The sequence below is a fragment of the Undibacterium sp. Dicai25W genome, assembly GCF_049340505.1.
Taxonomy (GTDB): Bacteria; Pseudomonadota; Gammaproteobacteria; order Burkholderiales; family Burkholderiaceae_D; genus Undibacterium; species Undibacterium jejuense.
In genome coordinates, this window is record NZ_JBMPOQ010000010.1 from 50,376 (window position 1) to 72,968 (window position 22,593).

16 protein-coding genes are annotated in these 22,593 nt (G+C 46.1%); 7 read left to right on the forward strand and 9 right to left on the reverse strand.

Features of this window, described 5'->3' with window-relative positions:
• Positions 1-19: 19 nt before the first annotated feature.
• Complete coding sequence (locus ACO0KY_RS12680) at positions 20-1,555, reverse strand: cytochrome C (RefSeq protein WP_423046544.1); 1,536 nt, start codon at positions 1,553-1,555, stop codon at positions 20-22.
• Positions 1,556-1,837: 282 nt separating this feature from the next.
• Here ACO0KY_RS12680 and ACO0KY_RS12685 point away from each other — a divergent pair, with 282 nt between their 5' ends.
• From ACO0KY_RS12685 to ACO0KY_RS12695, 3 genes are read left to right on the forward strand one after another with little or no spacing between them, the layout of a single operon-like run.
• Entirely contained in the window at positions 1,838-2,755 is a 918-nt protein-coding gene (locus ACO0KY_RS12685) for a HAMP domain-containing protein (RefSeq protein ID WP_423046546.1), read from the forward strand.
• A gap of 33 nt (positions 2,756-2,788) precedes the next feature.
• Positions 2,789-3,307 carry an ATP-binding protein gene (locus ACO0KY_RS12690; RefSeq protein ID WP_423046548.1) on the forward strand — a complete coding sequence of 173 codons (519 nt, stop codon included), beginning with the start codon at positions 2,789-2,791 and terminating at the stop codon, positions 3,305-3,307.
• A gap of 40 nt (positions 3,308-3,347) precedes the next feature.
• Positions 3,348-4,001 (forward strand): response regulator, encoded by a 654-nt coding sequence (locus ACO0KY_RS12695; protein ID WP_423046686.1) that lies wholly within the window; start codon positions 3,348-3,350, stop codon positions 3,999-4,001.
• Between the two features lie 13 nt (positions 4,002-4,014).
• On the opposite strand, the gene ACO0KY_RS12700 is transcribed toward ACO0KY_RS12695, so the two are convergent.
• Positions 4,015-5,349, reverse strand: a complete 1,335-nt coding sequence (locus tag ACO0KY_RS12700; RefSeq protein WP_423046550.1) for a cytochrome-c peroxidase — start codon at positions 5,347-5,349, stop codon at positions 4,015-4,017.
• Positions 5,350-5,527: 178 nt separating this feature from the next.
• Positions 5,528-7,972, reverse strand: coding sequence for an alkaline phosphatase family protein (locus ACO0KY_RS12705; RefSeq protein ID WP_423046552.1), 2,445 nt, complete (start codon positions 7,970-7,972; stop codon positions 5,528-5,530).
• A 322-nt stretch (positions 7,973-8,294) separates the two neighbouring features.
• On the opposite strand from ACO0KY_RS12705, the gene rlmF reads away from it, so the two are divergent.
• Together rlmF and ACO0KY_RS12715 are read left to right on the forward strand one after the other, a co-directional pair.
• Positions 8,295-9,245, forward strand: coding sequence for a 23S rRNA (adenine(1618)-N(6))-methyltransferase RlmF (rlmF, locus tag ACO0KY_RS12710; protein WP_423046554.1), 951 nt, complete (start codon positions 8,295-8,297; stop codon positions 9,243-9,245).
• Between the two features lie 501 nt (positions 9,246-9,746).
• Positions 9,747-10,991 (forward strand): nitronate monooxygenase, encoded by a 1,245-nt coding sequence (locus ACO0KY_RS12715; RefSeq protein WP_423046556.1) that lies wholly within the window; start codon positions 9,747-9,749, stop codon positions 10,989-10,991.
• Positions 10,992-11,071: 80 nt separating this feature from the next.
• Here the strand turns inward: ACO0KY_RS12715 and ACO0KY_RS12720 are convergent, their stop codons facing one another.
• Together ACO0KY_RS12720 and ACO0KY_RS12725 are read right to left on the reverse strand one after the other, a co-directional pair.
• Entirely contained in the window at positions 11,072-12,214 is a 1,143-nt protein-coding gene (locus tag ACO0KY_RS12720; protein ID WP_423046558.1) for a JmjC domain-containing protein, read from the reverse strand.
• A 113-nt stretch (positions 12,215-12,327) separates the two neighbouring features.
• Entirely contained in the window at positions 12,328-13,338 is a 1,011-nt protein-coding gene (locus tag ACO0KY_RS12725) for a DUF2804 domain-containing protein (RefSeq protein WP_423046560.1), read from the reverse strand.
• Positions 13,339-13,517: 179 nt separating this feature from the next.
• Between ACO0KY_RS12725 and ACO0KY_RS12730 the strand changes: the two genes are divergently transcribed.
• On the forward strand, positions 13,518-14,909 hold the full coding sequence (locus ACO0KY_RS12730; protein ID WP_423046562.1) for an exonuclease domain-containing protein: 1,392 nt from the start codon (positions 13,518-13,520) through the stop codon (positions 14,907-14,909).
• A gap of 16 nt (positions 14,910-14,925) precedes the next feature.
• Here the strand turns inward: ACO0KY_RS12730 and ACO0KY_RS12735 are convergent, their stop codons facing one another.
• The 4 genes from ACO0KY_RS12735 to ACO0KY_RS12750 form a co-directional block, all read right to left on the reverse strand.
• Positions 14,926-16,230, reverse strand: a complete 1,305-nt coding sequence (locus ACO0KY_RS12735) for an ectonucleotide pyrophosphatase/phosphodiesterase (RefSeq protein ID WP_423046564.1) — start codon at positions 16,228-16,230, stop codon at positions 14,926-14,928.
• Positions 16,231-16,437: 207 nt separating this feature from the next.
• Positions 16,438-17,628, reverse strand: a complete 1,191-nt coding sequence (gene pncB, locus ACO0KY_RS12740; protein WP_423046566.1) for a nicotinate phosphoribosyltransferase — start codon at positions 17,626-17,628, stop codon at positions 16,438-16,440.
• 81 nt (positions 17,629-17,709) lie between these two features.
• Complete coding sequence (locus tag ACO0KY_RS12745; protein ID WP_423046568.1) at positions 17,710-18,582, reverse strand: cysteine hydrolase; 873 nt, start codon at positions 18,580-18,582, stop codon at positions 17,710-17,712.
• Positions 18,583-18,872: 290 nt separating this feature from the next.
• Entirely contained in the window at positions 18,873-19,577 is a 705-nt protein-coding gene (locus ACO0KY_RS12750) for an MgtC/SapB family protein (protein WP_423046688.1), read from the reverse strand.
• Positions 19,578-20,260: 683 nt separating this feature from the next.
• On the opposite strand from ACO0KY_RS12750, the gene ACO0KY_RS12755 reads away from it, so the two are divergent.
• Positions 20,261-22,498, forward strand: a complete 2,238-nt coding sequence (locus ACO0KY_RS12755) for a TonB-dependent receptor (protein WP_423046570.1) — start codon at positions 20,261-20,263, stop codon at positions 22,496-22,498.
• Positions 22,499-22,593: the final 95 nt, after the last annotated feature.

Here is a 22,593-nt window from a genome sequence, read left to right on the forward strand (position 1 = left end):
ATTCCGGTTTTTTTTAAGATTAAAGTACTTTCAAAAATTCGGTCAGGTCATTGACTTCTTGTGGCGTAAAACCAATATTAAAACGCCTGTCATAAAATCGGATCACACCAGGAATATCTGCCGCGGAGCCATTATGAAAATAAGGTGCACGTGCAGCCAAAGCCCGTAAAGCGGGAACTTTGAAACGGCCAATATCAGCCCACTGTCCCGTTGTCAACGCAAAACCAGGATCAGTCGTCTGAATCACTTCTCCGGTTATTGTATTTTTAAGCGTGTACAAGGGCATATCAGATGTACGCAAATTCGCTGCAGCTACCCCGGTATTAAACAGACGCGGCACAGATTGCGTACCCACTGCAGGTGTGCTGTGACAACTGGCGCAAGTACCGCGTTGTAATGAAGTGCGCAACTGACCATTGAAACCGGCTACGCCAGCAATGTTGATTGGCTTAGTATTGAAAATTTGCTCACCGCGTGCGATGGATGCTCGCAGCACATTGACTGCGGTCGGCGCTACAGGAGGCTGACCTTGCCCACCCGGTGTAGGCGCATCTAAACCGATCCAGGTACTATACATGGTCATTACATTCTGATTGAAAGCCGCACCAGTCTGATAATCTCCTGCACTAATATCGTTGATACCAAAATAATAATTGGCAGCGACTAAAGCAACCACTCCACCTTTTGCACCCGCATCAGTCAGGCTACCGGCACGCGTGCTGGTAAGTTGCGCGGTGAACAAGGACTCTTCAAAATTAGCAATCGAGCGTTGCTGCGCCGCGGTCAATCCTTGCGGTGATTGGGCATGAGTAATCACGGCGGTGTTTGCCTGATTCAACAGATCAGAATCAGCCGTCGCAAAACATGATGCGGGGTTAGCGTCTTTAATGCATAAATTAGATTGCGGATTGGTGAACGTTTCGCGACCATCCCACATCACCGTACTTTCAAATTTTAAGTTCGTCGTTGGCAAAGGTCGACGGAACAAAGAAAGCTGAGATGCACCGGCAAAATTATAAGGATCATCGACAGCCGTCAACGTAAATTGAGCACCATTGGGAATTGGCAAACCAATGCGTATCACGCCTTTGGTCAGCAACATACTATATGCGAGGCGTTTTTGATCCAGCGTTGCGACGACATCATTCGGTGAGGTAGCGCCATCAACTAAATTAAAAATAGGATCGGTACCATTAGTATTGGCAAAACGCTGTTGCAAGACATCCGGACGAATACTCCACGCCTGATTTTCCTGATGACAGCTGGCACAGCTACGACCATTACCGAATGCTTGAAAAAATGCATTACTAAGATCAATGCTGCCAGAGGTGCTGCTAGTGAGCACGGTACCTTCACTATTCGCTTGTGGTACGGGAGCCGCCACGCTTGAGGTGGTACCGGCTGATGCGGACGTACTGGTTATGGCAGTCGTTGTATCTGTTGCCGCCTGAGTACTATTGCTACCTCCGCCGCCACAGGCACTTAAACTCATTAAGGGAAAGCTTAGCGTCAATAATTGTTTGCCAAACTTCCAACTCCGTTTTTTCTGGTCCATTCGTAGCCTCCATCTATGCGCGTGAAAATAAGCGTACATGTTCATATGCAGTACGCAGCGCACATTGAGGCGCATGCTTGCAACAATGCATCAAAAATATGGAGATAAAATGGAGAAAAAACGAATTATTGAGAATTTTTTGACATACTTTTTACGGCCCAAATAACTTATTTTTAAAAATATTTTAATTGCTATTTTTCTTCACAATTAAGATTTACTATGTACCATCATGCGCAGCGTGGACGATAAAAAATCTTTTTAACTACTTAAATATATTCCTTTATGCAATTAAGCATTGCCAAAAAGCTCGCGATTGCAATCACTGCTATCGTGATTTTATGTATAGGAACAATGGCATGGGTTAGTAGCCAGAATTTAAAGCGCGGTTTTATTTCGTATCTGAGCGAACTGGAACAACAAGATTTGAACAAACTCAGCCAATTGTTGGCGGAAGATTATCGACAAAACGGTAATTTTGATCGCTTCTATCATGACCGCAGAAACATGCGCGATGTACTTGACCAATTGCGCTCGCATCGCCCAAAAGAAAATGACAATCCAAACCACCGCCAGCCACCACCGAGACCACGCGACGATAGCGAAGTATTGAATATTCCACCTCCAGAAATACCACCCGAACAACGTCCGCCGCCAGATCCAACCGGGTTCGCGCAAAGGCTGTCACTGATTGATGCGCAAGGTAAGGTCATTATCGGTCCCAAAGATGTCGCCACGGCACCTGATGGGAGTTGGCAAAGCATAGTCTACGATAAACACATTATTGGTCGCTTACGGCTCGCCCCCTTACGCAATATTTCGAATGCAAATGGGCTCGATTTCGTCCGTATTCAAATCCGACAAACAATCTGGTTAGCCACGGCTTTAATTGTATTCGCACTCATTTTTTCAATATATCTTGCGCGGCACTTATTACGACCATTGAAGTCACTGCATCAAGTCACTAAGCGTATCGCCAAAGGGCAATTTCAAGCGCGTGTAGAAATTGTCAGTCGCGATGAACTTGGTGATTTGGCCAAAGACATTAATGGTATGGCACGTTCTTTGCAGCAAAATGAGACTCAACGGCGACAGATGCTGGCTGATATTTCACATGAATTGCGAACACCATTGACCGTTATTCTTGGTGAAATAGAAGCATTGATCGATGGTGTTCGTGTCTCATCTCCGCAAGCCATGTAATCACTACGTTCTGAGGTCCTTCATCTCAATAAATTGGTCGATGACGTACGCCAATTAACACTCGCCGATGCCGGTGATTTGCGCTACGAGTTTGCCAGGATTGATATCGTTAATTTAGTCAATTCAGCAATACAACGCTACACCCTACGTTTAGAGAAAGCACAGATCAGCGTGCAAAAAATACTGCCGCATGAACCATTATTTGTTCACGCAGGTGTGGTTCGCCTGACGCAAGTCATCAGCAATTTGCTGGAAAATAGCATACGCTACACAAATAGCCCCGGCCAACTACGATGCAGCGTGACAAGCAGCCATCACCTGGTTGAAATTAGTATCGAAGATAGTGCGCCAGGCGTTCCACCACATACCCATGCCTTGCTATTTGACCGCTTATACCGTGTCGATCAGGCACGCAGTCGCGCCCATGGTGGTAGTGGTCTTGGTTTATCTATATGCCGCGCTTTAGTGGCTGCGCATCATGGTGAAATTGACGCCATGCCCTCTGACATAGGTGGTTTAAAAATTGTAATCCGCCTGCCTTTGATTAAGTAGAAAGATAATAATGGGAAATCCAGTTTAACGTATTTTAATCATTGAAGACGATCTAAAAATTGCTGCGCTGTTAAAGGATTATTTTATTGCCAGCGGTTATCTGGTCGAACAGCTACACGATGGCAGGTCAGGACTCGAATCCGTTCGAAGAAGCACGCCTGACCTGCTATTGCTTGATCTCATGTTACCCGAATTGGATGGCATTTCGGTTTGCCAGGAAATCCGAAAATTTAGCCAGCTTCCCATCATTATGTTGACCGCCAGAGTTGAGGAAGTCGATCGTTTATTGGGATTAGAGGTCGGTGCGGATGACTATGTCTGCAAACCTTTCAGTCCGCGCGAAGTAGTGGCACGAGCAAAAATACATCTACGCCATAGCACTCTCAAAGCAGCGCCAGAAAATCGCTTTTATATAGAAAAAGCAGAGCAAAGAATCTTAGTCGACGGCAGCGCATTAGCTCTGACTCCAGTTGAATTCCGCCTGCTATCAGAACTGGTCAGCCACCCAAGTCGTGTTTTTTCACGCCAGCATTTGCTTGATATTGCCCATGAAGACCAACGCGATATCAATGACAGAACCATCGATTCTCACATTAAAAATATCCGTAAAAAAATTCAAAGCAAGCTGCCAGAATCAGAGTGCCTTAATTCTGTGTATGGGGTTGGTTACCGTTTTGAGATGCCTGCGTCTTAAATTCCAGATTATTTTAATGCCCTACTTTTCGATAACCATCATCAAGCGTCTTCAGAAATGCTAACAAGTCTTGCATTTCGGCTTCGGTCATGACTGGGCCATCGGTTTTTTTGCGATTAAATGGTGCTGTGATATGGTCGACATTTTCACGGTACTTTTTTGGAAGATCATTGTAGAGTTCGGTTTTTCCGTGCGACTTAGGAAACCATTTTTCTGGTTTACTATCGCGTTCGGCATAAAAATGAATCACATCATCGAGACTTTTAAAAACACCATTGTGCAAAAAAACCTGACGTGTTGCGACGTTACGTAAAGTCGGTGTTTTAAACATGCCGCAATAGTTAGTTTCTTTAATGAGATCTTTGCGCGCAGGTCCACAAATACCAAGATCAAAATAGGCTGGATTTTTATTTGCAGGAATCTCGGCATTGCGTGGCGCGCCGATTGCTTCAAATTCAAAATCAGTAAATTGTGCCGGACGACCACCGGGCCCGATCTGATTGGTGTGGCATTTGGCGCAATTACCTTTGTGTACATCATTAAAGACAATGAAGCCTCGCATTTCAGCGTCACTTAACTGCGTCTCACCGGATACTGCCGCATCATATTTACTTGTGTAAGGATGAAAGCTATAGTCCTCCATTTGAAACGCTTCCAGGGCTGCCCCTGCGCGCTCTAAGGCTTGCTCTGGACGTTGCAACATATCCGCGCCAAACAACTTAATAAAAGCAGCCGCAGAAGGACTTTGGCGCAGTCGCTCTGTGAAACCCCCTGCAGTTAAGTTCGCCATCTCATTTGCGGCCAGAATAGGAATCGCCGCTTGTAACGCCAGTGAGTCAACCGCACCGTCATGCGTAAAGCCACCGGTTGGCCCTTCATCCTCTACACCTTCACTTGAAGGGCGATAAAAATGCCGAGTAAATTTTGGCGTAAATGCCAGATAGCGGAGAGAAGGAACAGCACGAGTACCCGGCTGTTGCATGTCAGAACCGCCTAATTGCACCGCCAGATTATTGGATGGAGCGTAAGCATGATCAGGTTCGTGACAGGTCGCACACGACATCTTGCCGGAAGCAGAAAGGGTAGCGTCGAAGAATAATTGTTTCCCCAAACTCGCTTCAGGACTTAGCGGCGTGTTTGGATCAGGATATTGGACCCAGATTCTTTTCTTCTGTTGCGTAGCGATCTGACTTGCGGAGACTGCTGATGTTGATGCTGACGCAGTTTGTGCGCGGGTCGTAGCTACTGACGCTGAGTTTGTTGCCACTTGCTGTGATTCGGTTTGCTTCTGGCAAGCCGCCAGCGCCAACAGAAAAATTGAACAAAAAATCTTACTTCGTATAGACATGCAAACTTACCTTCGTAATCAAAAATACTTAGAGTGCTCAACTTGCTTAAACTTACTTAATGAAACCATTATTGTGAAATCAGTGTATCTCTGATATTTCGCGCTTAACAGCCTCAATAAAAAGCAAAAAACGGAGTCAATGCCAGGCATTCACTCCGCTGCTACTCAATGCTACAACTTAAAACTTGAACATCGTTGTCAGGTCACCCAATGCTGCCGAGTTAGCTGGGCGATACAGATCGGCAGCAGTATTGACTGGATTTGGACGATTGTCACGGCTGCGTGCTGACAAAGGTTGGAGTTTCCAGTTGCGTTCAATAAACTTCAAAATTGAAGAGTGATCGTGGTAAGTATGATCGATATAGTTCGTACGTGCATACGGAGAAACGATCAGGAACGGAATACGCGGGCCATCACCAAAGAAATCAATGTTCTGGATAGGACCTGTATCGAAGTGACCACCACCTTCATCGGTCGTTACGATAATCGCAGTATGCGCATATAAGGCTTTATTGGCCTGTACTTGAGCGATCAGATTTTGCAAGAAGTATTCGTATTTCGCTGCAACTGAATAACCAGGATGTCCACTATCCAGGTTTTTCGGAACAACAAAAGAAACTGCAGGCAAATTATTACTTTTCAAATCGGAGAAGAAGGTTGTCAATCCCGCCAAACCTGCCTTCAACTTAGGATTTGTCATCACGTTTGAGGACGCAACCAATGGATCGCCAATCGCATTATATTGAACAACTTGCGCATACGGTGCGGGAACGCCAAAAGCTAATGCATCTTGTGTCACATCGGCCAGGTCACGTGCACCTGTGTACCACTTCCAGGTTACGTTTTTGCTTGCAAGCGCTTCGGCAATTGTCGGTACTGTCTGCGGCGGGTAGTTGTAATTGTTTGGGCCGATAGGCTGAGGATTGCCGTTCATGTCATAACCCGGTCCATAGTTATTGACCAGATAGTATTTACCAGCATCGCAATTACTCTTTACACCTTTGACAGCAAGTGCAGCCAAAATTGGTGCAACGCCGGGCTGGGTAGCATCTGAGCAATTCACGTAAGAGCCGCCACTATAGCCGTCTCTGGTATAGAAATTCGCTGTACCGGACAGGGGATTAGGATTCTCAATTTGCGTCGCTGGCGGCACGGCAACTGCACCGGCAACATTAAAGTATGGTACGTCAGCCGTCGCAATTGCAAAGAAGTTAGCACCAGTTCCACCAAGAATCGATTGGTGATAGTTGTCACTCATTGCATAGTTCTGTGCAAGGAATTTGAAGTAAGGTGCATCACCTGTATTCATATTGAAGAAGCCCATCAGCTCACCACCTTGCGATGGGTTCGCTGGCGTGATGCCAGTCGTATCGCCGCCCTGTCCAACTGAATTAGAAATCCATGTAAACATATCCAATTTAGAATTGTCACCGCCAGTTTGCTGCCACATCTGGAAGAAACGGTGCACTGGATCACCCGTCGTCGTTCCGATAGGATTGGCCATAGTCACACCGTAAGGAACGTATTTGGTGATTTGAAATGGGCCATTTGGCAAATTAGCCGGGAATTTTGGATCAGGTGTACCACCCTGTGTCACTAAACCAGTTTTAGTTGGAACCAATTCACCAATTTGCAAAGGTTGCGGTAAGTTTGTGTACGCTGTTGTACGGGTAAGCGTGATGCTATAGGTGCTGAGATTCGCTGCCTGATTTTGCATCGCCAAAGCAAAATTAGGACCTGGCGTGCCGTCAGCATTGATGATGCCTTGGGACAGCAAGTTTTTCACTGTCTGGCCTTGCGGTGCAGAGTAAGCGCCGAAAACACCGTCAAATGTCTGGTTTTCACCAATCACAACGATCACGTTAGTAATCGGCGTCGTCGTCGCACCGTTTGCCAATGCAACCACTGAACTCACTGCAGTTGCCGGAACGCTTGCAGAGATAGCACCTGTCGCTGGAACATTCAATACCGTATTGTTCGCATCAGTACCTACGCTGATTTGACCAGTATGGACGTTGAAGCTAGTCACGTTAAACAAATTGTCCAGGGGATCAGCACTACCCGCTTTATAAGCAGTAGAACCGATAGGATCTGTTGTCTCGGAAGCAGGAATATTTAATGCAGTATAAACCGGTTGCAACAAGGTACTCAACGCTTGTTCAGCGGCAGTAATCTGCGTTGCAGAAATTGTCGCGACCGCAGAACCGGCAACAGTGCTGCTCGTCGGAACGCTACCCAAAACACGCTGAGAAATCAGCGAAGTTAAAGGATTCAAATTAGCCTGTACAGCCACAGTCTGACCGGCTGCGACTGTCGGGCTAATCGCTGCAGATAATACAACAGGTGTGCCGTCTACGTCGTTATATGGCGTAGTTAACAAATACGGTGCGGTACCTGACAAATTGAGCGTGTAGCGACCACTTGCATCAGTTGTAGCAGACGTTGTGATTGCTCCGGTTGCATCGGTTGCACTAACTACGACGCCGACTAATGGTGTCCCAGCAGAAGCAACACCACTCACACTCACTATTGTCGGTGAGGCTGCAGCGGGCGTAGAACTTTTGCTGCAACCCGTGGCAATCGCCAGGATAGAGCAAGCTAGTGCAATCGAACGAAGTCTCATGATCGTACATCTCCAGAAATGAAAATTGGTTATATAAAAAACATGATGTTAATGACCATGTTTTGTGATAAGGATGCCGCAGTCTCGCAGCACTTTATGACCGGGGCATGAAAAGTTTAAAAAATGTTACAGATTAGAAAGCCCGCTCTAATGGAATGTCGTATTTATACGAATCATGCAATGAAGGCTTTTTCTACGCATATGCAAACCATAAAGATTAAGCCGAATCTGAAGATAAAGCAGGCTTGGGCTTACAATGGCGTTGCGGTGGCTCCCTTAACCGAGGTCGCCTCTGATAAACATTCTCTTTTCCTCGCTATCAATGCCAACTACCGTCCAACCGTTTCACGCTAAGAACCGCCACCAGGGGCAGTACGACTTTGCCCGGTTAACACAAGCCAGCCCTGCGTTGCAGGATTTCATCATCAATAACCAACATGGTGGTACCAGTATTGATTTTTCAGATCCGTTGGCGGTAAAAACCCTGAATGCAGCGATCTTAAAAAGTGACTACGGCATCATCGGCTGGGACATTCCTGAAGGTCAATTGTGCCCACCGATACCCGGACGTGCTGACTATATCCATTACCTCGCTGACCTTCTCTCACACAGCAATAACGGAAAATATCCCAAAAAGAAACGTCTGGATGTGTTGGATATAGGTACCGGCGCCAGCGGCATTTACCCCTTACTTGGGGTAGCGGAATACGCCTGGCACTTCGTCGCTGCAGACATCAATCAAGACTCGCTCAACAATGTGCGGCAGATACTGAACACCAATCAAGCATTGAGTGAGCGGATTACATTACGCTTGCAAAATGATCCCAATGCGATTTTTAAGCACATTGTCAGCAAAGATGACTGGTTTGATCTGACCATGTGTAACCCGCCTTTTCATATGTCATTGGCAGAAGCGCAGGCTGGCACGCAAAGGAAATGGAGTAATTTGGGAAAATTATCAGCCCCCGATGAGGCTGCACCGCTGCTTAATTTCGGCGGTCAGGGCGCTGAACTCTGGTGCCCGGGTGGTGAACTTGCATTTATTGAACGCATGATCAAAGAAAGTGCAGATATTCAGGGCCAATGCTTTTGGTTCACTTGCCTGGTGTCAAAATCGGCCAACTTAGCACCACTGAAAACGGCGCTCAAGCGCGCCCAGGTGCATGAACTACGTGAAGTCAATATGGCACAGGGAAATAAACAAAGCCGGTTTCTGGCCTGGACATTCTTGAACCCCGTGCAACAAGCAGGATGGAAAAAAATGCGCTGGTAAGCTGGTCTGAAGACCTTGGTTTCTTGTGCGATTGAAAAGATTTAGCTCAGTGTCACTCCCCTGACATAGTTTTCAGGCACATTCACCATGCGAGAAATACACGCTGATTTTGGAAAAATTCGCCCGAATATGTTTGATTCTCATCAAGAATGCATAAAAAATTTTAGTCTTAAAAATATATTTGAGGACAAATTCAGACTGATATGTAAAATTCATGCCGGAACTAAAATTAGAGAAAACAGTCTAACTCTGATTATTTTTCAGCTTTTATCGCCTAGCTGTACGCAACATCAAGAACATTAAAATATTTGCAATTTTAAAAGGCGATATTTTCAGCATTTTCAGACGGCGATCAGCTTGATTTTCGCTTTTAAATTATTCACAGGACATCCCTCGCCTGGCTTACAATCTGGGTCGCCCTCATTCTGAATGCGGGCTTCGCCCATAAAATAAGCTCTGGATTTGGGTGTGACCTTTAGGCTCAATGTGTCAAGGATAGCAATGAAACGAGTAGATGATTTCCGCCTGAAGTTAGGCAAAGATGAACTGGTTCCTATCATGATTGGTGGGATGGGCGTTGATATTTCCACGGCAGAATTGGCATTGGTCGCTGCCCGCCTCGGTGGTATAGGTCACATTTCTGATGCGATGGTGCATGATGTCTCGGATCGCCGCTTTGACACCAGCTACATCAAAGAAAAAACCAAATTCTATAAATACAATATTAACAATACCGACAAGACTGATATTAAATTCAATCTTGAGCATTTGGCGGAAGCTACGCGTATGCACGTCGGCAAAACCATGGAAGCCAAACAAGGCTCAGGCATGATCTTTGTTAACTGCATGGAAAAGCTGACCATGAATGGTCCGCGCGAAACCTTAAAGGTACGCCTCGAGGCCGCACTCGATGCTGGCATTGATGGCATTACCTTAAGTGCAGGCTTGCATTTGAGCTCGTTTGGTCTGATGGCTGAGCATCCACGTTTTCGGGTAGCCAAACTGGGCATCATCGTATCTTCGGTTCGCGCTTTGCAATTGTTCTTGCGTAAAAATGCCAAGCTTAATCGCTTGCCTGACTATGTGATCGTTGAAGGTCCATTGGCGGGCGGTCACTTAGGATTTGGTGATGATTGGGCAACACATGATCTACAAACCATCATTACCGAAATCGTGGCTTATTTGAAAGCTGAAAATCTGGATATTCCGTTGATTGCCGCCGGTGGTATTTTTACCGGCAGTGATGCAGTGTCTTTCCTCGAAAACGGCGCGTCCGGCGTTCAGGTAGCGACGCGCTTTACCGTGACCAATGAATGCGGTTTGCCAGCGGATGTAAAGCAAGAATACTTTAAAGCCAGCGAAGAAGATATTGAAGTCAATCATATCTCACCAACTGGTTACCCTATGCGCATGCTGAAAAACACACCAGCGATTGGCGATGGCATCCGCCCGGGTTGCGAATCCTATGGCTACCTGCTCGACGGCAATGGCAACTGCGCTTATATCACCTCGTATAACCGCGAAGTGGCTGCGCATCCAGACGCTAAAAAAGTCGTCGTCATGGACAAAACTTGCCTGTGCACTCACATGCGTAACTTCAATTGCTGGACTTGCGGACAAACCACGTATCGCCTGAAAGATACAACCCGCAAATTACCAGACGGTAGTTACCAGTTATTGAGTGCCGAACACGTATTCCGTGATTATCAATTCAGTACAGATAATCAAGTCGCTTTACCGGAATAAATTTGCATCTTATTAAAAACGGCGCTCAGATCGATCTGAGCGCCGTTTCTATTTTCAGCATCTTGCCATAGAGCTCAGCCTTAGTCAGTGTACCAATAGCCCTGATTTACCCATTCCTGTAGCGCCTTAACAAATACAGGATTACTCAAACCATCGGCAAGCATGTCTGCATCGATCTCATCGTTATTGCACAACGCAATCACCGCATCCCGCGTTTGCGCGCCGAAACCGTAACGTTGCCCATCAATGTAGCAAACACCCTGACTTATGCTGTGATCGAGATAAAAACAGCGCAAACCACCGGTGCGTCGCAAACCTTCATTATGCAAAATATCGATTAGCTCATCTTCCGATATCTCGTCGTCCAAAGCCTGCAAATCCAGCTCGCATTTCGTTTTGGATAAAAAACTACCGATAAAATCCGTCATCACGGTTTCATCATTCAAAATCGCCTGCATCTGCGCCTTAATCAAAGCCAGATCGCTGTTATTAATATGCCCTTGTTCTGTATGCAACGGGCGCTCAGGATCAGTGATCAAAGCAGAGCCTAAATCCTGGTCGATCAGATGATCAGCCAGACCGCTCAACATGTCACGCGCCGATTTACTGCGAAAACCCACGGAAAAACTCATGGAATTTTCGAGACATACCCCTTCATGTGGGAATCCAGGCGGTATGTACAAAATATCACCTGCCGTTAATTCAGCATCAATGATGGCTTCAAATGCTTCAGTATGTAAAAGTGCGGGATGCGCTGCAAACTGACGATGATTGCCACGATCACCAACCCGCCAATGGCGCCGTCCAGAACCCTGACAGATAAATACGTTGTATAAGTCAATGTGAGGGCCAACGCCGCCGCCAGCCGCTGCATAGCTGATCATCACATCATCCAGGCGCCATTTAGGAATAAACGAAAAAGCCTGCACCAGATCAGCTACATCCGGCGACCAATGATCAACGGCTTGCACGACCAGCGTCCAGTCTTTTTTCCCAAACCGGCCATAGCTTTCAAACGGCCCTGATTCGGCTTGCCACTCACCGTCTTTTTTGTAAATAACACGCGATTCGATCTGTGGCTCACACGCCAGACCAGCCAGCTCATCGGGGCGTATCAAATCGTAAAAGCCGGGAAAACCCTGGCGTATCAAAACGGGCTTTTTTTGCCAATAATTGGCCAGAAATTCTTGTATGGAAAATTCACTGAGCTGGAGTGTCAACATGGCGCGCCACAAAAATGTATAAACCCCTCTTGTAGCATGATGTTCCGCCTGAACGTTTCGCTCAGATCAAACTTTGTCTAAAAAAACGGCACATCTTCATTGATCTATACAAGTTACCAACGGGAAAAATGATCTTCCGTCACGCCAACCAAGTTATTGATCGCCCTTGGTTCGGCAGCTGGATGTGCTTTGACCCATCCGCTAAACGTACCGATTGGCTGTACGTAACGGCTGGCGGCGATCAGCAGATTTTTATCTTCGCGTCGACAACCTTCTGGCTGAAAAATGACGTCCAACAAACCATCATCGGTGGTGATATGCCAGCTTGCCAGCGGATTGGCAGGGTCAAAGTCAAACCGTGCTGTGCTCAATGAAATCAGTTTTCCATCTAACCACAAGGCATTTTCATTGTTACCAAAATATCCAGACTGTAAATTGAAGCCTACATCCAGACCATGCGCCGATGCCCAGCGCCAATCTGTTTCTCGTGCCAGAAAGCCATTGCTGTGATCAGTACTGGCGACGCCATCGTTAAGCGAATAGCGACGGCCTGCAGCCTGCACCTCGCCTGTCATTGGCATTCCTGCAGATTTAACTGTGGCGTGCACAGTGCCGCCAACCACTGTACCAATCGCAGTGAGCGCAGGTGCCGCCTGCTGTTCGTGCAACTGCACATGAATAGAAAAATCCCCGCAGACCAAGTCCAATCGTGCGGAGTCGGTAGCGCTTGCCCCCGTAAAGTCGATACGGTTTCGTAAAAAATGAAAATGACTGGCGGCACCCAGCGCGGGCCGGGAATTGATGCTGGCAGTCAGCCCCGGCAAACCATCTTGTGAAAAGCTGGCAATCAGTTTTTTCTCTTTTCTGTCAAAAACATAGGCAAAGGCCGTATTCGTCCAACCGACATCCACAATCGCAATGCCACAAAAAATGTCTGCCGTCGCCAGTGCCAGATATTGCCAATGCTTGTGATGCACAGCGCGCCACAAGGCACTGCGCTGGAAAGGCACTGGTAAACCTGACCAATCGATATCCGCTATCGCACCAGAAAATTTTCCAAAACCTACCTCGCCTTGCGTATTGATAACGGTTTGCGGAACAGGTGCGAGAAAAAATTCGGACATAAGATATCTTTGAATAAATATGGGTTATTGAATGTGCATGATTATGCTGGAGCATTACCACCCTATGTATTGCTAAATCGCGCCAAAGACCACGCCGGGATAATGATAAGCAGGCAATGTTAATGCCTTGATAGCGCCAGAACCGCTCGCAGACTATACAATGGCAGGAAATTTATTGAATGAGTACCACCTTGACCCTACTTGCACGCCCGCTGGCCTTCGTCGACCTGGAAACCACAGGCACCATCGCAACCCGAGACCGTATTACTGAAATTGCTATCCTTACTTTTGATGGCGAGAAGGTAGAACGCTGGAGCCAGTTGCTGAATCCAGAAACGCCAATACCGCCGTTTGTCGAACAATTGACTGGCATCAGCGATGCGATGGTGGCGGATCAGCCGAAGTTCGCCGATGTAATAGACGAAATTCTACGGCGTCTGAACGGACATATTTTTGTCGCACACAATGCCCGTTTTGATTACGGTTTTCTGAAAAATGAATGCAAGCGACTGGAGAAGTCATATCGCTCCACAGTGCTATGTACTTTGAAGCTGTCGCGTAAATTATTTCCTCAATTTGCCAAGCACAATCTCGATAGCATCATGGAACGCCATCAGATCGTTGCAGAAGGTGAACGTCACCGCGCCATGTGCGATGCCGATGCGATTTATCAATTCTGGTGTGCCTTGGTATCGAGCTTACCCGAAGGTGAGTTGGAGGCCGCCGTCAAAGAATTGACCACGCGTTCAAGTTTGCCGCCACATCTGGATGCCGATATTGTTGACCAGTTGCCTAAGGGTTATGGCGTCTACCTGTTTTATGCGGAGAACCGCCTTCCGCTATACATAGGCAAAAGCAACACCTTGCGCCAACGCGTGTTATCGCATTTTTCTTCTGATCATGCGATTGCAAAAGAGATGAATATTTCCTTGCAAGTGCGTGATATTGAATGGATAGAGTGTGAAGGCGAAGTAGACGCTTTGATTACCGAAGCGCGTTTGATCAAAGAGAAGCAACCGACACTCAATCGTCAGTTACGCCGGAATTCTGAATTCTGTTCGTGGCGCCTGGTCGATATGGGTTCTGGCTTATTGCAACCGCAACTCGCGTATGGACGTGATCTGGATCTGGGACGACAGGAACAGTTGTACGGCCTATTCAAAAGCGGTGCGAGCGCACGCGAATTTTTAATGCAAGCTGTAAAACAGTTTCAGCTCTGTGCCGCCACGTTGGGGCTAGAAAAAGGCGGCGCTGGAAAACCTTGTTTTGCGCGTCAGTTAAAACAATGCAAAGGCGCTTGCGTCGGTCAGGAATCTCCGCTGCAACATAATCTGCGCCTGGTTGAAGCCTTAAGTGAAATGAAATTAAAAGCCTGGCCATTTAACGGCCCAGCCATGTTTAAAGAGGGCAATATCCATCACGTGATCGAAGCCTGGTGCTATCTCGGACGGGCTAAAGATGAAGCCGAAATTCAAACCTTACTGGCATCAGGAAAACCACGGTTTGATCGCGATACTTACCGGATACTGGTCAAATATCTGAACCGTATGACGCCGGTAAATATCGCATAATTTCGTTTAAAGTTATTTAGCGTAATGCTGCCGCCGTAGAAGTCAGATTACCATCAGAAGGTAAAGCCTGAACATCAATCAACTTCATCAGGAGCGGATAAACATCCACATTGTCAAATGCAGGCAAAATTATATTTTGTTTAAATGCCGGACCAGAAGCGATGAACAAGGCGCCCATTTCTTTGCTCATATTGTCGTAGCCATGGGCACCACCATTGGCATGAATTCTTGGATCTTCAGCAGCAAATATTAACCAACCTACATCCGCTAAACAGATAATTGCCGGCACACGAGGGGTTTTCCCATACTGCAAGCGTGCCGGAATATCTGCCTTATTCCAACATTCCATGTGTTCATGTTTTTTGACCAACGCCTGTGAAACTGTTGCTTGTTGTCCAGGGAGCGGATCAATGCCAGCATAAGTGCCCGCCGTCACCAATTTGAAGCTATTGCTTGCTACTGATTTGTCGAGATAAATCACACGCTTCTCGTTCGTTGATGCCATTCCGTGGTCGGAAACAATCACAATATTGGCATCAATGTGGCGCGCATCAAGCCCAGTCATCAAACGAGTCATAGCACGATCAACCTTGGCTACTGCGTCTGTCACTTGCTGTGTATCAGGTCCAAACTCATGCCCTGCATGATCCACGTCATCGAAATACAAAGTAAAAAATCCCGCTCTTTGCGTAGCCGGTTTATCCATCCAGCCTAACAACACATCGACACGACTGTCGGGCGGAAGTTTGCCATCAAATACCTGCCACTGCGTTGGACGCGCTCCGTGGATGTCAGCTTCCGATCCCGGCCAGAACATGGTGGCTGCATGCACCCCATGTTTCTCTGCTGTCACCCAGATTGGTTCGGCCTGATCCCACCAGCGACGATCAACCACCGCCGCATGATTACTAAGCGTGAAATGTTGATCAGGTATCTGTACGTCGTCCATACTATTGCCAACAATACCGTGATGATCAGGACGCAAGCCTGTTACCAGTGTGTAATGATTTGGAAATGTAATCGAAGGAAATGAAGGATGCATCGCTTCGGCTAATACCCCTTTATTCGCCAGACCATTGAGAGTTGGCGTCACACCTCGTTGCAAATATTCTGGTTTAAAGCCATCTATAGAGACCAGAATCACTGCCGGACGCGTGACTTGTGTGGCGGTTTCTTTTTGTGACGGGTCAGCCGTAACAGCAGTAACAGATACATCTGCAGGTGCAGCAGATTTCAATGGCTGATTGCAGGCAGATAGTAAGCAAACGAAAGAAGCACAAGCCAGATACTTGATATTCTTTAGAGTAAAAAAAGTAGTCACATCACACCTTATGTAAAGAGCAAAATTTCAAAAAATTATTATGTCTGTTTTGTTCAGAGCCTTACCTGCTACATCGATGTCACACGTCACTTTCAGAACAGTTAAAAACAGACTGAAGCTACCACAACATCTCGCAGCTTTTTAAGTGTCATCTTTATGCCGTAATTGCAGGCAGAGACAATTGAAGCGAAGATGATTTTACGTTTCTTAAACTACAGGATGATTAAAAATTTGCCGCAAATAGGCCAGAAAAGTCTCATCTGTGCACAAAGTCTTGCCTGCAGAATCAGACAACTTAGCAACGGACTGACCATTGCAGGACATCAATTTCATGACGATATTGAGTGGCGTAATTCCTGTGTCATTCGTTAAATTGGTGCCGATGCCAAATGCAGGCATAGTGCGATCAGCAAAGTGGCGATAGAGGGAAAATGCCGTACCCAAATCCAGACCATCTGAAAACACCAGCCGTTTGGTATGCGCATCGATACGCATTTTAGCGTAATGAGCGAGTGCCTTTTCACCCCAGACTACCGGGTCGCCAGAATCGTGACGTAAGCCATCGAAGAGTTTCGCAAAGTACAAATCAAAATCGGCCAGAAAGGCGTCCATGCCAACAACATCTGTCAATGCGATACCCAGATCACCACGGTATTCTTGCACCCAATCTTCTAAGGCTGCTTTTTGGAAGTCGCGCAAACGTACGCCGAACGCCTGATAAGATTGCAGGTATTCATGCGCCATGGTACCGATGGGAATTATTTTAAATTTTTTGGCGAGGTAAACGTTGGAAGTGCCTTTAAAGAATTGCGGCACTTCACGTGCAAGGGTTTGAACAACTTCATCTTGCCATTCACCAGAAAAACGACGGCGTAAGCCAAAATCTGAAAATTCAAATGGATGCGCGCGGGGCGCTTCTTTGGCAAACGCACGTAAATCGTTGATTTTGTTTCCCAGCCGCAGACGTGCTTCATCCATAGTGTCCGGCTTTTGCAGACGACGGAAATACAATTCGTTGACGATATGAAGTACAAAGATCTCGAAGCCCATCACATGGACTTGCGGGCCGGTTGCAACAATTTCTAAATCTTTGTCATTTGTCGTGACTTTGATGAATTTTCTTTGAAAATAAAATACCGTCAAAAAATCAGTGAAATCACTTTTGATAAAGCGTAAGGAGCGCAGATAATCAAGTTCGTCTTCGGTAAAGCGTAAAGAACAGAGATGATCAATTTCCCGCTCCACGTCTGCATGCAATTCAGCCAGTGGATACGCTGGCTCATTACGGCATACAAATGCGTATTCGGTATGCGCATCAGGATGCTTGTGAAGCAAAGCCTGCCACATCGTAAATTTGTAGAGATCGGTTTCCAGCAGGCTGCGAACAACAGGTTTCATGATTTTTTCTTCTTAATAGGACAAACGCAAATTGGGTCTGATAACGCACCAGACGCCATTCTTTTGTGCGGGTGTTCCTAACTATCTGCTTTGACTATTGGCGATCAATTCCGGCAATACATCGCCGGCATTCGCAATTTGCAAACCACGCGCCAATGCATTTTGAATAAACTGTTCGTGCATTGCCTCGAAACCACTCACTGGACTCATACAATCCGTTAAAAGGACTAACTTAGACAATGCGGCAGGCTCAACGTGTTCAATAATATGCTCAGTCGTTGCTTTTACGCAGTGACTGCTTGCTTCACCAGCAATGTAAACAGTATCTGCCTCATTAATGGTTTGTATCAAACGCTGATTTAACTGCGTGTGTGGATCATTTTCTTCTGGCACTTCCGCCATGATGGCCGAATAGTGCTCAGTCCACGGATTACTCCCCTTATAAATCTTTTGCACAATCTTGCAATACGCTTCTTCCCAGGCATTATAGGCGTGACGCACATCAGGATGAATATTGTGTCCCCAACTACCTATTTCGCAGTGTACTGGCCAGACCATCAATTGATAACGTCCATTTTTTTCCAACGCATCAAGATAGGCTAACACCCTGGGTAGTGCAGTGCGATCACGCGGCAAATAATCCTCTTTGCGTACCGCTGCCGCAGAAATGACTGTGAACGGGAAAACAGGTTGCTGATCTTTTTTTATCCAAAAACATGGATGGGCGATGTCATAGTGATGATGCGAATCCAGTGTCACGCTGATCGCCGATAAACCTGCACCGCCCAGTTTGATCAACTGTGCCACTCTTTGCATGTCGGCATGAGCACCTGGTACCGCCAATGCCGGAAAAAGTTTTTCTTTTTTTTGTGAATCGTAACCCAGATAGGCTTGTGGCAAATCACAGAAATCGTTTTGTGGATCAATAACAAGTAGGTGTAGATTCTTTTTCATGAAGGTGATCCTCGCCGTTTTAATTAGCATATTCATTTTAGTAACTATTGTTTACCAAAAGTCTATCAATACTTTCGTTAAATATCGCGCCAACATCAATTTTTTTCAATCTGGCTTAACAACGACAATAGGTCATACAACATTGGCATTGCTGATCGCTATTCATAAATTTCAGGTAAATTTTGCACAAACTCTGAAAGAAAAAAGTTCCGTAGCCTTATTCCTACGGAACTTTAAATAGGGAGAAAATAAGAGTTCAAGCAGTTCTTAAAAGCTTTAGCTTGCACTACTTATTCATCGACTCTGTGCAATACTGCCCAGCGCGCGGCGCTGACTCCTTTTTCCAAACTGATACGGCTGACAATTTGTTCCAGCTGTAACAGGTTATTTGGTGATGCGATCAAATCTGCACGCACTTCGAGTTGACCCGCTAAGGGAATGTCTTCGCTATGCAAAGATTGAATAACAAGTTGCGGCATACCGTTGAGCATATGTAACATCAAGGTACGCACATGGACTTCATCGTCGGCCTGACAAACGATAGACAGCCGGTACATTTGTTCAACCTCAGTCGCGCTTTCCATACTTTGCTTATTGATCAGCTGACCGACACTGCGTAAAACCAGGTTGGCACCAAGAATCACGATGGCACCAATGGTCGCTTCCAACATGTGACCCAAACCCGCTAACACACCGATGGCAGCCGAACACCACAAAGTAGCAGCGGTATTAAGCCCACGTACATTCAGGCCTTCACGCATAATGACACCAGCGCCTAAAAAACCGATGCCAGAAACAACCTGCGCCGCTATCCTGGCCTGGCCTTCAATCGTGCCTGTGATTACACCGACGCCAACAAATAGACACGCACCCGCTGCCACCAGGGCATTAGTGCGCAGACCAGCCATACGTTGACGCATCTGACGCTCAGCACCGATGAGTGAACCTAAAGTCAGCGCCAGCAATAACCTGACGGTAAAAATATCCCATTCCATCATCAACATTCTCCAAATAAATTTGCCCACAAAGAGCTCTGATTGGCATCTGAGCAAGCAATCACAATGACTTGCTCAGAAAATAAAATGAATGGGGAATGCGGAAAAAATTTACCACAATACGACAGCTCACATTTACCGCGAGCCACTGCAGGAAAAATCTACATGAAGCAAGCAGAAAAGATAGACGTATCATCCCATTCATCGCATCGAAAAATACAACTACTACAGTCCACGATGGGATTCCTTTAGAACAATAACGGGTGAATTGTAAGCGCCATGTTTTCAGAGTGTCAACACAAAGGGTGCATCAACAGAAATTGCGCGAATGAAGCAGAAATAAAATAAAGCGACACATTATGTTGAAATAAGTCTCGAAATTTATACTTATTTTTACTTAACTTTAAGGCAATTTTAATATTTATAACAAAAAAATATGTCTTTGCCATGACATAGGTCTAGTAACTTTATTCAAATTCACTAGTGTTGTATTACGTTTCTATTCACAAGTTTGTCATATTCACTCTATAGACTTCGCCGCGTTGATCTTCAAGCTTGAATTTGTATCGCAATATTGCAAAACACACCTCAATAAGCATTCGTCAACCATATTAAAAAAGACGACGTGCCGCTTAGACAACACCTTAAAAATTTTAAATCCAACGATCTGAAGGGAAATTCCTGTGGCAAACCATTTCCGACGCACCCCGATTTATCTCGTTTTGATGCAAGCATTTGCAGCACCTGCATTTGCTGAAGCAGTGGCAACACCTGACCCTACTCCAGTTGCGACAGCATCTGCTGCAACAACAGTGACTATCGTCGGAGAAGGAAAAACTCGCCAGGTACAAGACATCACCAAAGAAGATTTGATGAAAGTTGTGCCTGGTTCCAGCCCATTGAAAACCTTGGATAAATTGCCAGGCGTATCATTCCAATCGGCTGATCCGTTCGGTGCTTACGAATGGTCTACCCGTTTCAGCGCACGTGGTTTCAATCAGAATCACTTAGGTTTTACCTTGGATAATGTGCCGCTTGGCGATATGAGCTACGGCAACAATAACGGCTTACACATCAGCCGTGCGATTTCTTCCGAAAATATCGGTCACGTTGTTTTGTCCCAAGGCGCGGGTGATGTAGGCACAGCCTCCACCAGCAATCTTGGTGGCACAGTTCAATTTTACTCGTCCGCACCAACTGAAGAATTTGGCTTAACTGGCGGACAAACTTTCGGTAGCAATAGCACATCACGTACTTTTGCTCGTATTGATACAGGCTTGCTGTCTACCGGTACTAAGGCATATTTGAGCGCCACACGCCAACGTACAGACAAATGGAAAGGTAGTGGCTCCCAGAACCAGGATCAGTTCAATTCCAAGCTGGTACAACAATTAGGCACTAACAATAAACTGTCGGCCTTCTTCAACTACTCCGATCGTAAGGAAGTCGATTACCAGGATATGTCCCTGGAAATGATCAACCGCCTCGGTTACAACTGGGACAACTACGCACCTGACTGGCAACGTGCAGTGAATGCAGCGAAAAAAGTGTACACAGGTGGTGTGAATAGTCTGGATGATGCTTACTATCAAGGTAGTGGCTTGCGTAAAGATAGCCTGATTGGTGCGACCTTAGACAGCTATTTGTCTGACGCAATGGCGTTGAAGACAACGGCATATCACCACAGCAACCAAGGCCAAGGTCACTGGTACACACCGTACCAGGCATCGACCAACGGCTTACCTCTGTCTATCCGTACGACGGAATATTCCATCAGCCGCAACGGTGTCTTATCAGATTTGACATGGGAACTTGGTCAACACACAGTCAATGCTGGTTTCTGGGTTGAAAGTAGTTTGCACACAGATACACGCAACTACTACGATGCAACAGGTCCACAAGACACTAACTATTACTTAAGTAATCCGTTTAAAACCGACTTCAAACAAAATTTCACGACGACAACGACTCAGTTCTACGCTCAAGACACCATGAGCTTCATGGACAATAAGTTCAAGCTGAACTATGGTTTCAAATCGCCGTCCGTGAAAGTGAATTCTGTCGTGATCACTGGCAGCCGCGCAGGTGGCGAAATCAAAGCATCCAAAACATTCTTGCCCCAAGTTGGTGTGAATTATGCGATGACGAAGAATGACGAATTGTTCGCCAGCGTAACGCAAAATATGCGTGCCTTCCAACCAGGTGTGGATGGTCCATTTTCTCAAAAACAAGTTGCCTTTGATCTGGGTCAGGCAAATTTGAAACCAGAAACATCAACAACTTTTGATAGTGGCTATCGCTTCAAGAGAAATGACTTTGTTGGTTCTGTTGCTCTCTACTACACTAAATTCAGCGATCGCTTGTTGTCAGTCGCCACATGCGCTGGTATCGTAGGTTGCCCAAGCACATTAGTGAACGTCGGTGAAGTTGAAACGAAAGGTGTTGAGGCAGCACTGTCATGGTCGTTGGCTAAAGATTGGACATTGTTCAACTCTCTGACTTACAACGATTCGAAATACAAGTCCAACTATGTTGACAATAATGTCGTTGTGAATATCGCTGGAAAACAAGTCGTTGACGCACCAAAAACGATGTTTAAAACAGAATTGTCCTATGACACGCCAGTCTGGTTCTCTCGTGTTGGCGCGAAATTTACAGACAAACGTTTCTACACCTACACCAATGATGCCAACGTTCCTTCCTACTGGATCGCTGATCTGACTGCAGGTTACAAACAAAAATCATTTGCTGGTCTGAAAGACTTTTCGATTCAGTTGAATGTACAAAATCTGTTGAACAAACAATACATCAGCACCATTGGCTCTAACGGCTTCCAGGCGACAGATCCTAATGGAACAGCACAAACAATCCTGACTGGCGCACCACGTCAATTCTTTGTTTCTGTTAGCGGTAAAATGTAAGACCAGTTAATGTAATCTGAGAAATCGAGTGCCGGAGCAGAAATGTTCCGGCACTTTTTGCATGGATACCACTTAGTCAGAACTGTTTTTACAAC

Bases quoted from the DNA above. Each gene is read 5' to 3' on its own strand.
- ACO0KY_RS12680 (WP_423046544.1), bottom strand. From the start codon at position 1,555: ATGGACCAGAAAAAACGGAGTTGGAAGTTTGGCAAACAATTATTGACG.
- ACO0KY_RS12685 (WP_423046546.1), top strand. From the start codon at position 1,838: ATGCAATTAAGCATTGCCAAAAAGCTCGCGATTGCAATCACTGCTATC.
- ACO0KY_RS12700 (WP_423046550.1), bottom strand. From the start codon at position 5,349: ATGTCTATACGAAGTAAGATTTTTTGTTCAATTTTTCTGTTGGCGCTG.
- ACO0KY_RS12705 (WP_423046552.1), bottom strand. From the start codon at position 7,972: ATGAGACTTCGTTCGATTGCACTAGCTTGCTCTATCCTGGCGATTGCC.
- rlmF (WP_423046554.1), top strand. From the start codon at position 8,295: ATGCCAACTACCGTCCAACCGTTTCACGCTAAGAACCGCCACCAGGGG.
- ACO0KY_RS12715 (WP_423046556.1), top strand. From the start codon at position 9,747: ATGAAACGAGTAGATGATTTCCGCCTGAAGTTAGGCAAAGATGAACTG.
- ACO0KY_RS12720 (WP_423046558.1), bottom strand. From the start codon at position 12,214: ATGTTGACACTCCAGCTCAGTGAATTTTCCATACAAGAATTTCTGGCC.
- ACO0KY_RS12725 (WP_423046560.1), bottom strand. From the start codon at position 13,338: ATGTCCGAATTTTTTCTCGCACCTGTTCCGCAAACCGTTATCAATACG.
- ACO0KY_RS12730 (WP_423046562.1), top strand. From the start codon at position 13,518: ATGAGTACCACCTTGACCCTACTTGCACGCCCGCTGGCCTTCGTCGAC.
- pncB (WP_423046566.1), bottom strand. From the start codon at position 17,628: ATGAAACCTGTTGTTCGCAGCCTGCTGGAAACCGATCTCTACAAATTT.
- ACO0KY_RS12745 (WP_423046568.1), bottom strand. From the start codon at position 18,582: ATGAAAAAGAATCTACACCTACTTGTTATTGATCCACAAAACGATTTC.
- ACO0KY_RS12750 (WP_423046688.1), bottom strand. From the start codon at position 19,577: ATGGAATGGGATATTTTTACCGTCAGGTTATTGCTGGCGCTGACTTTA.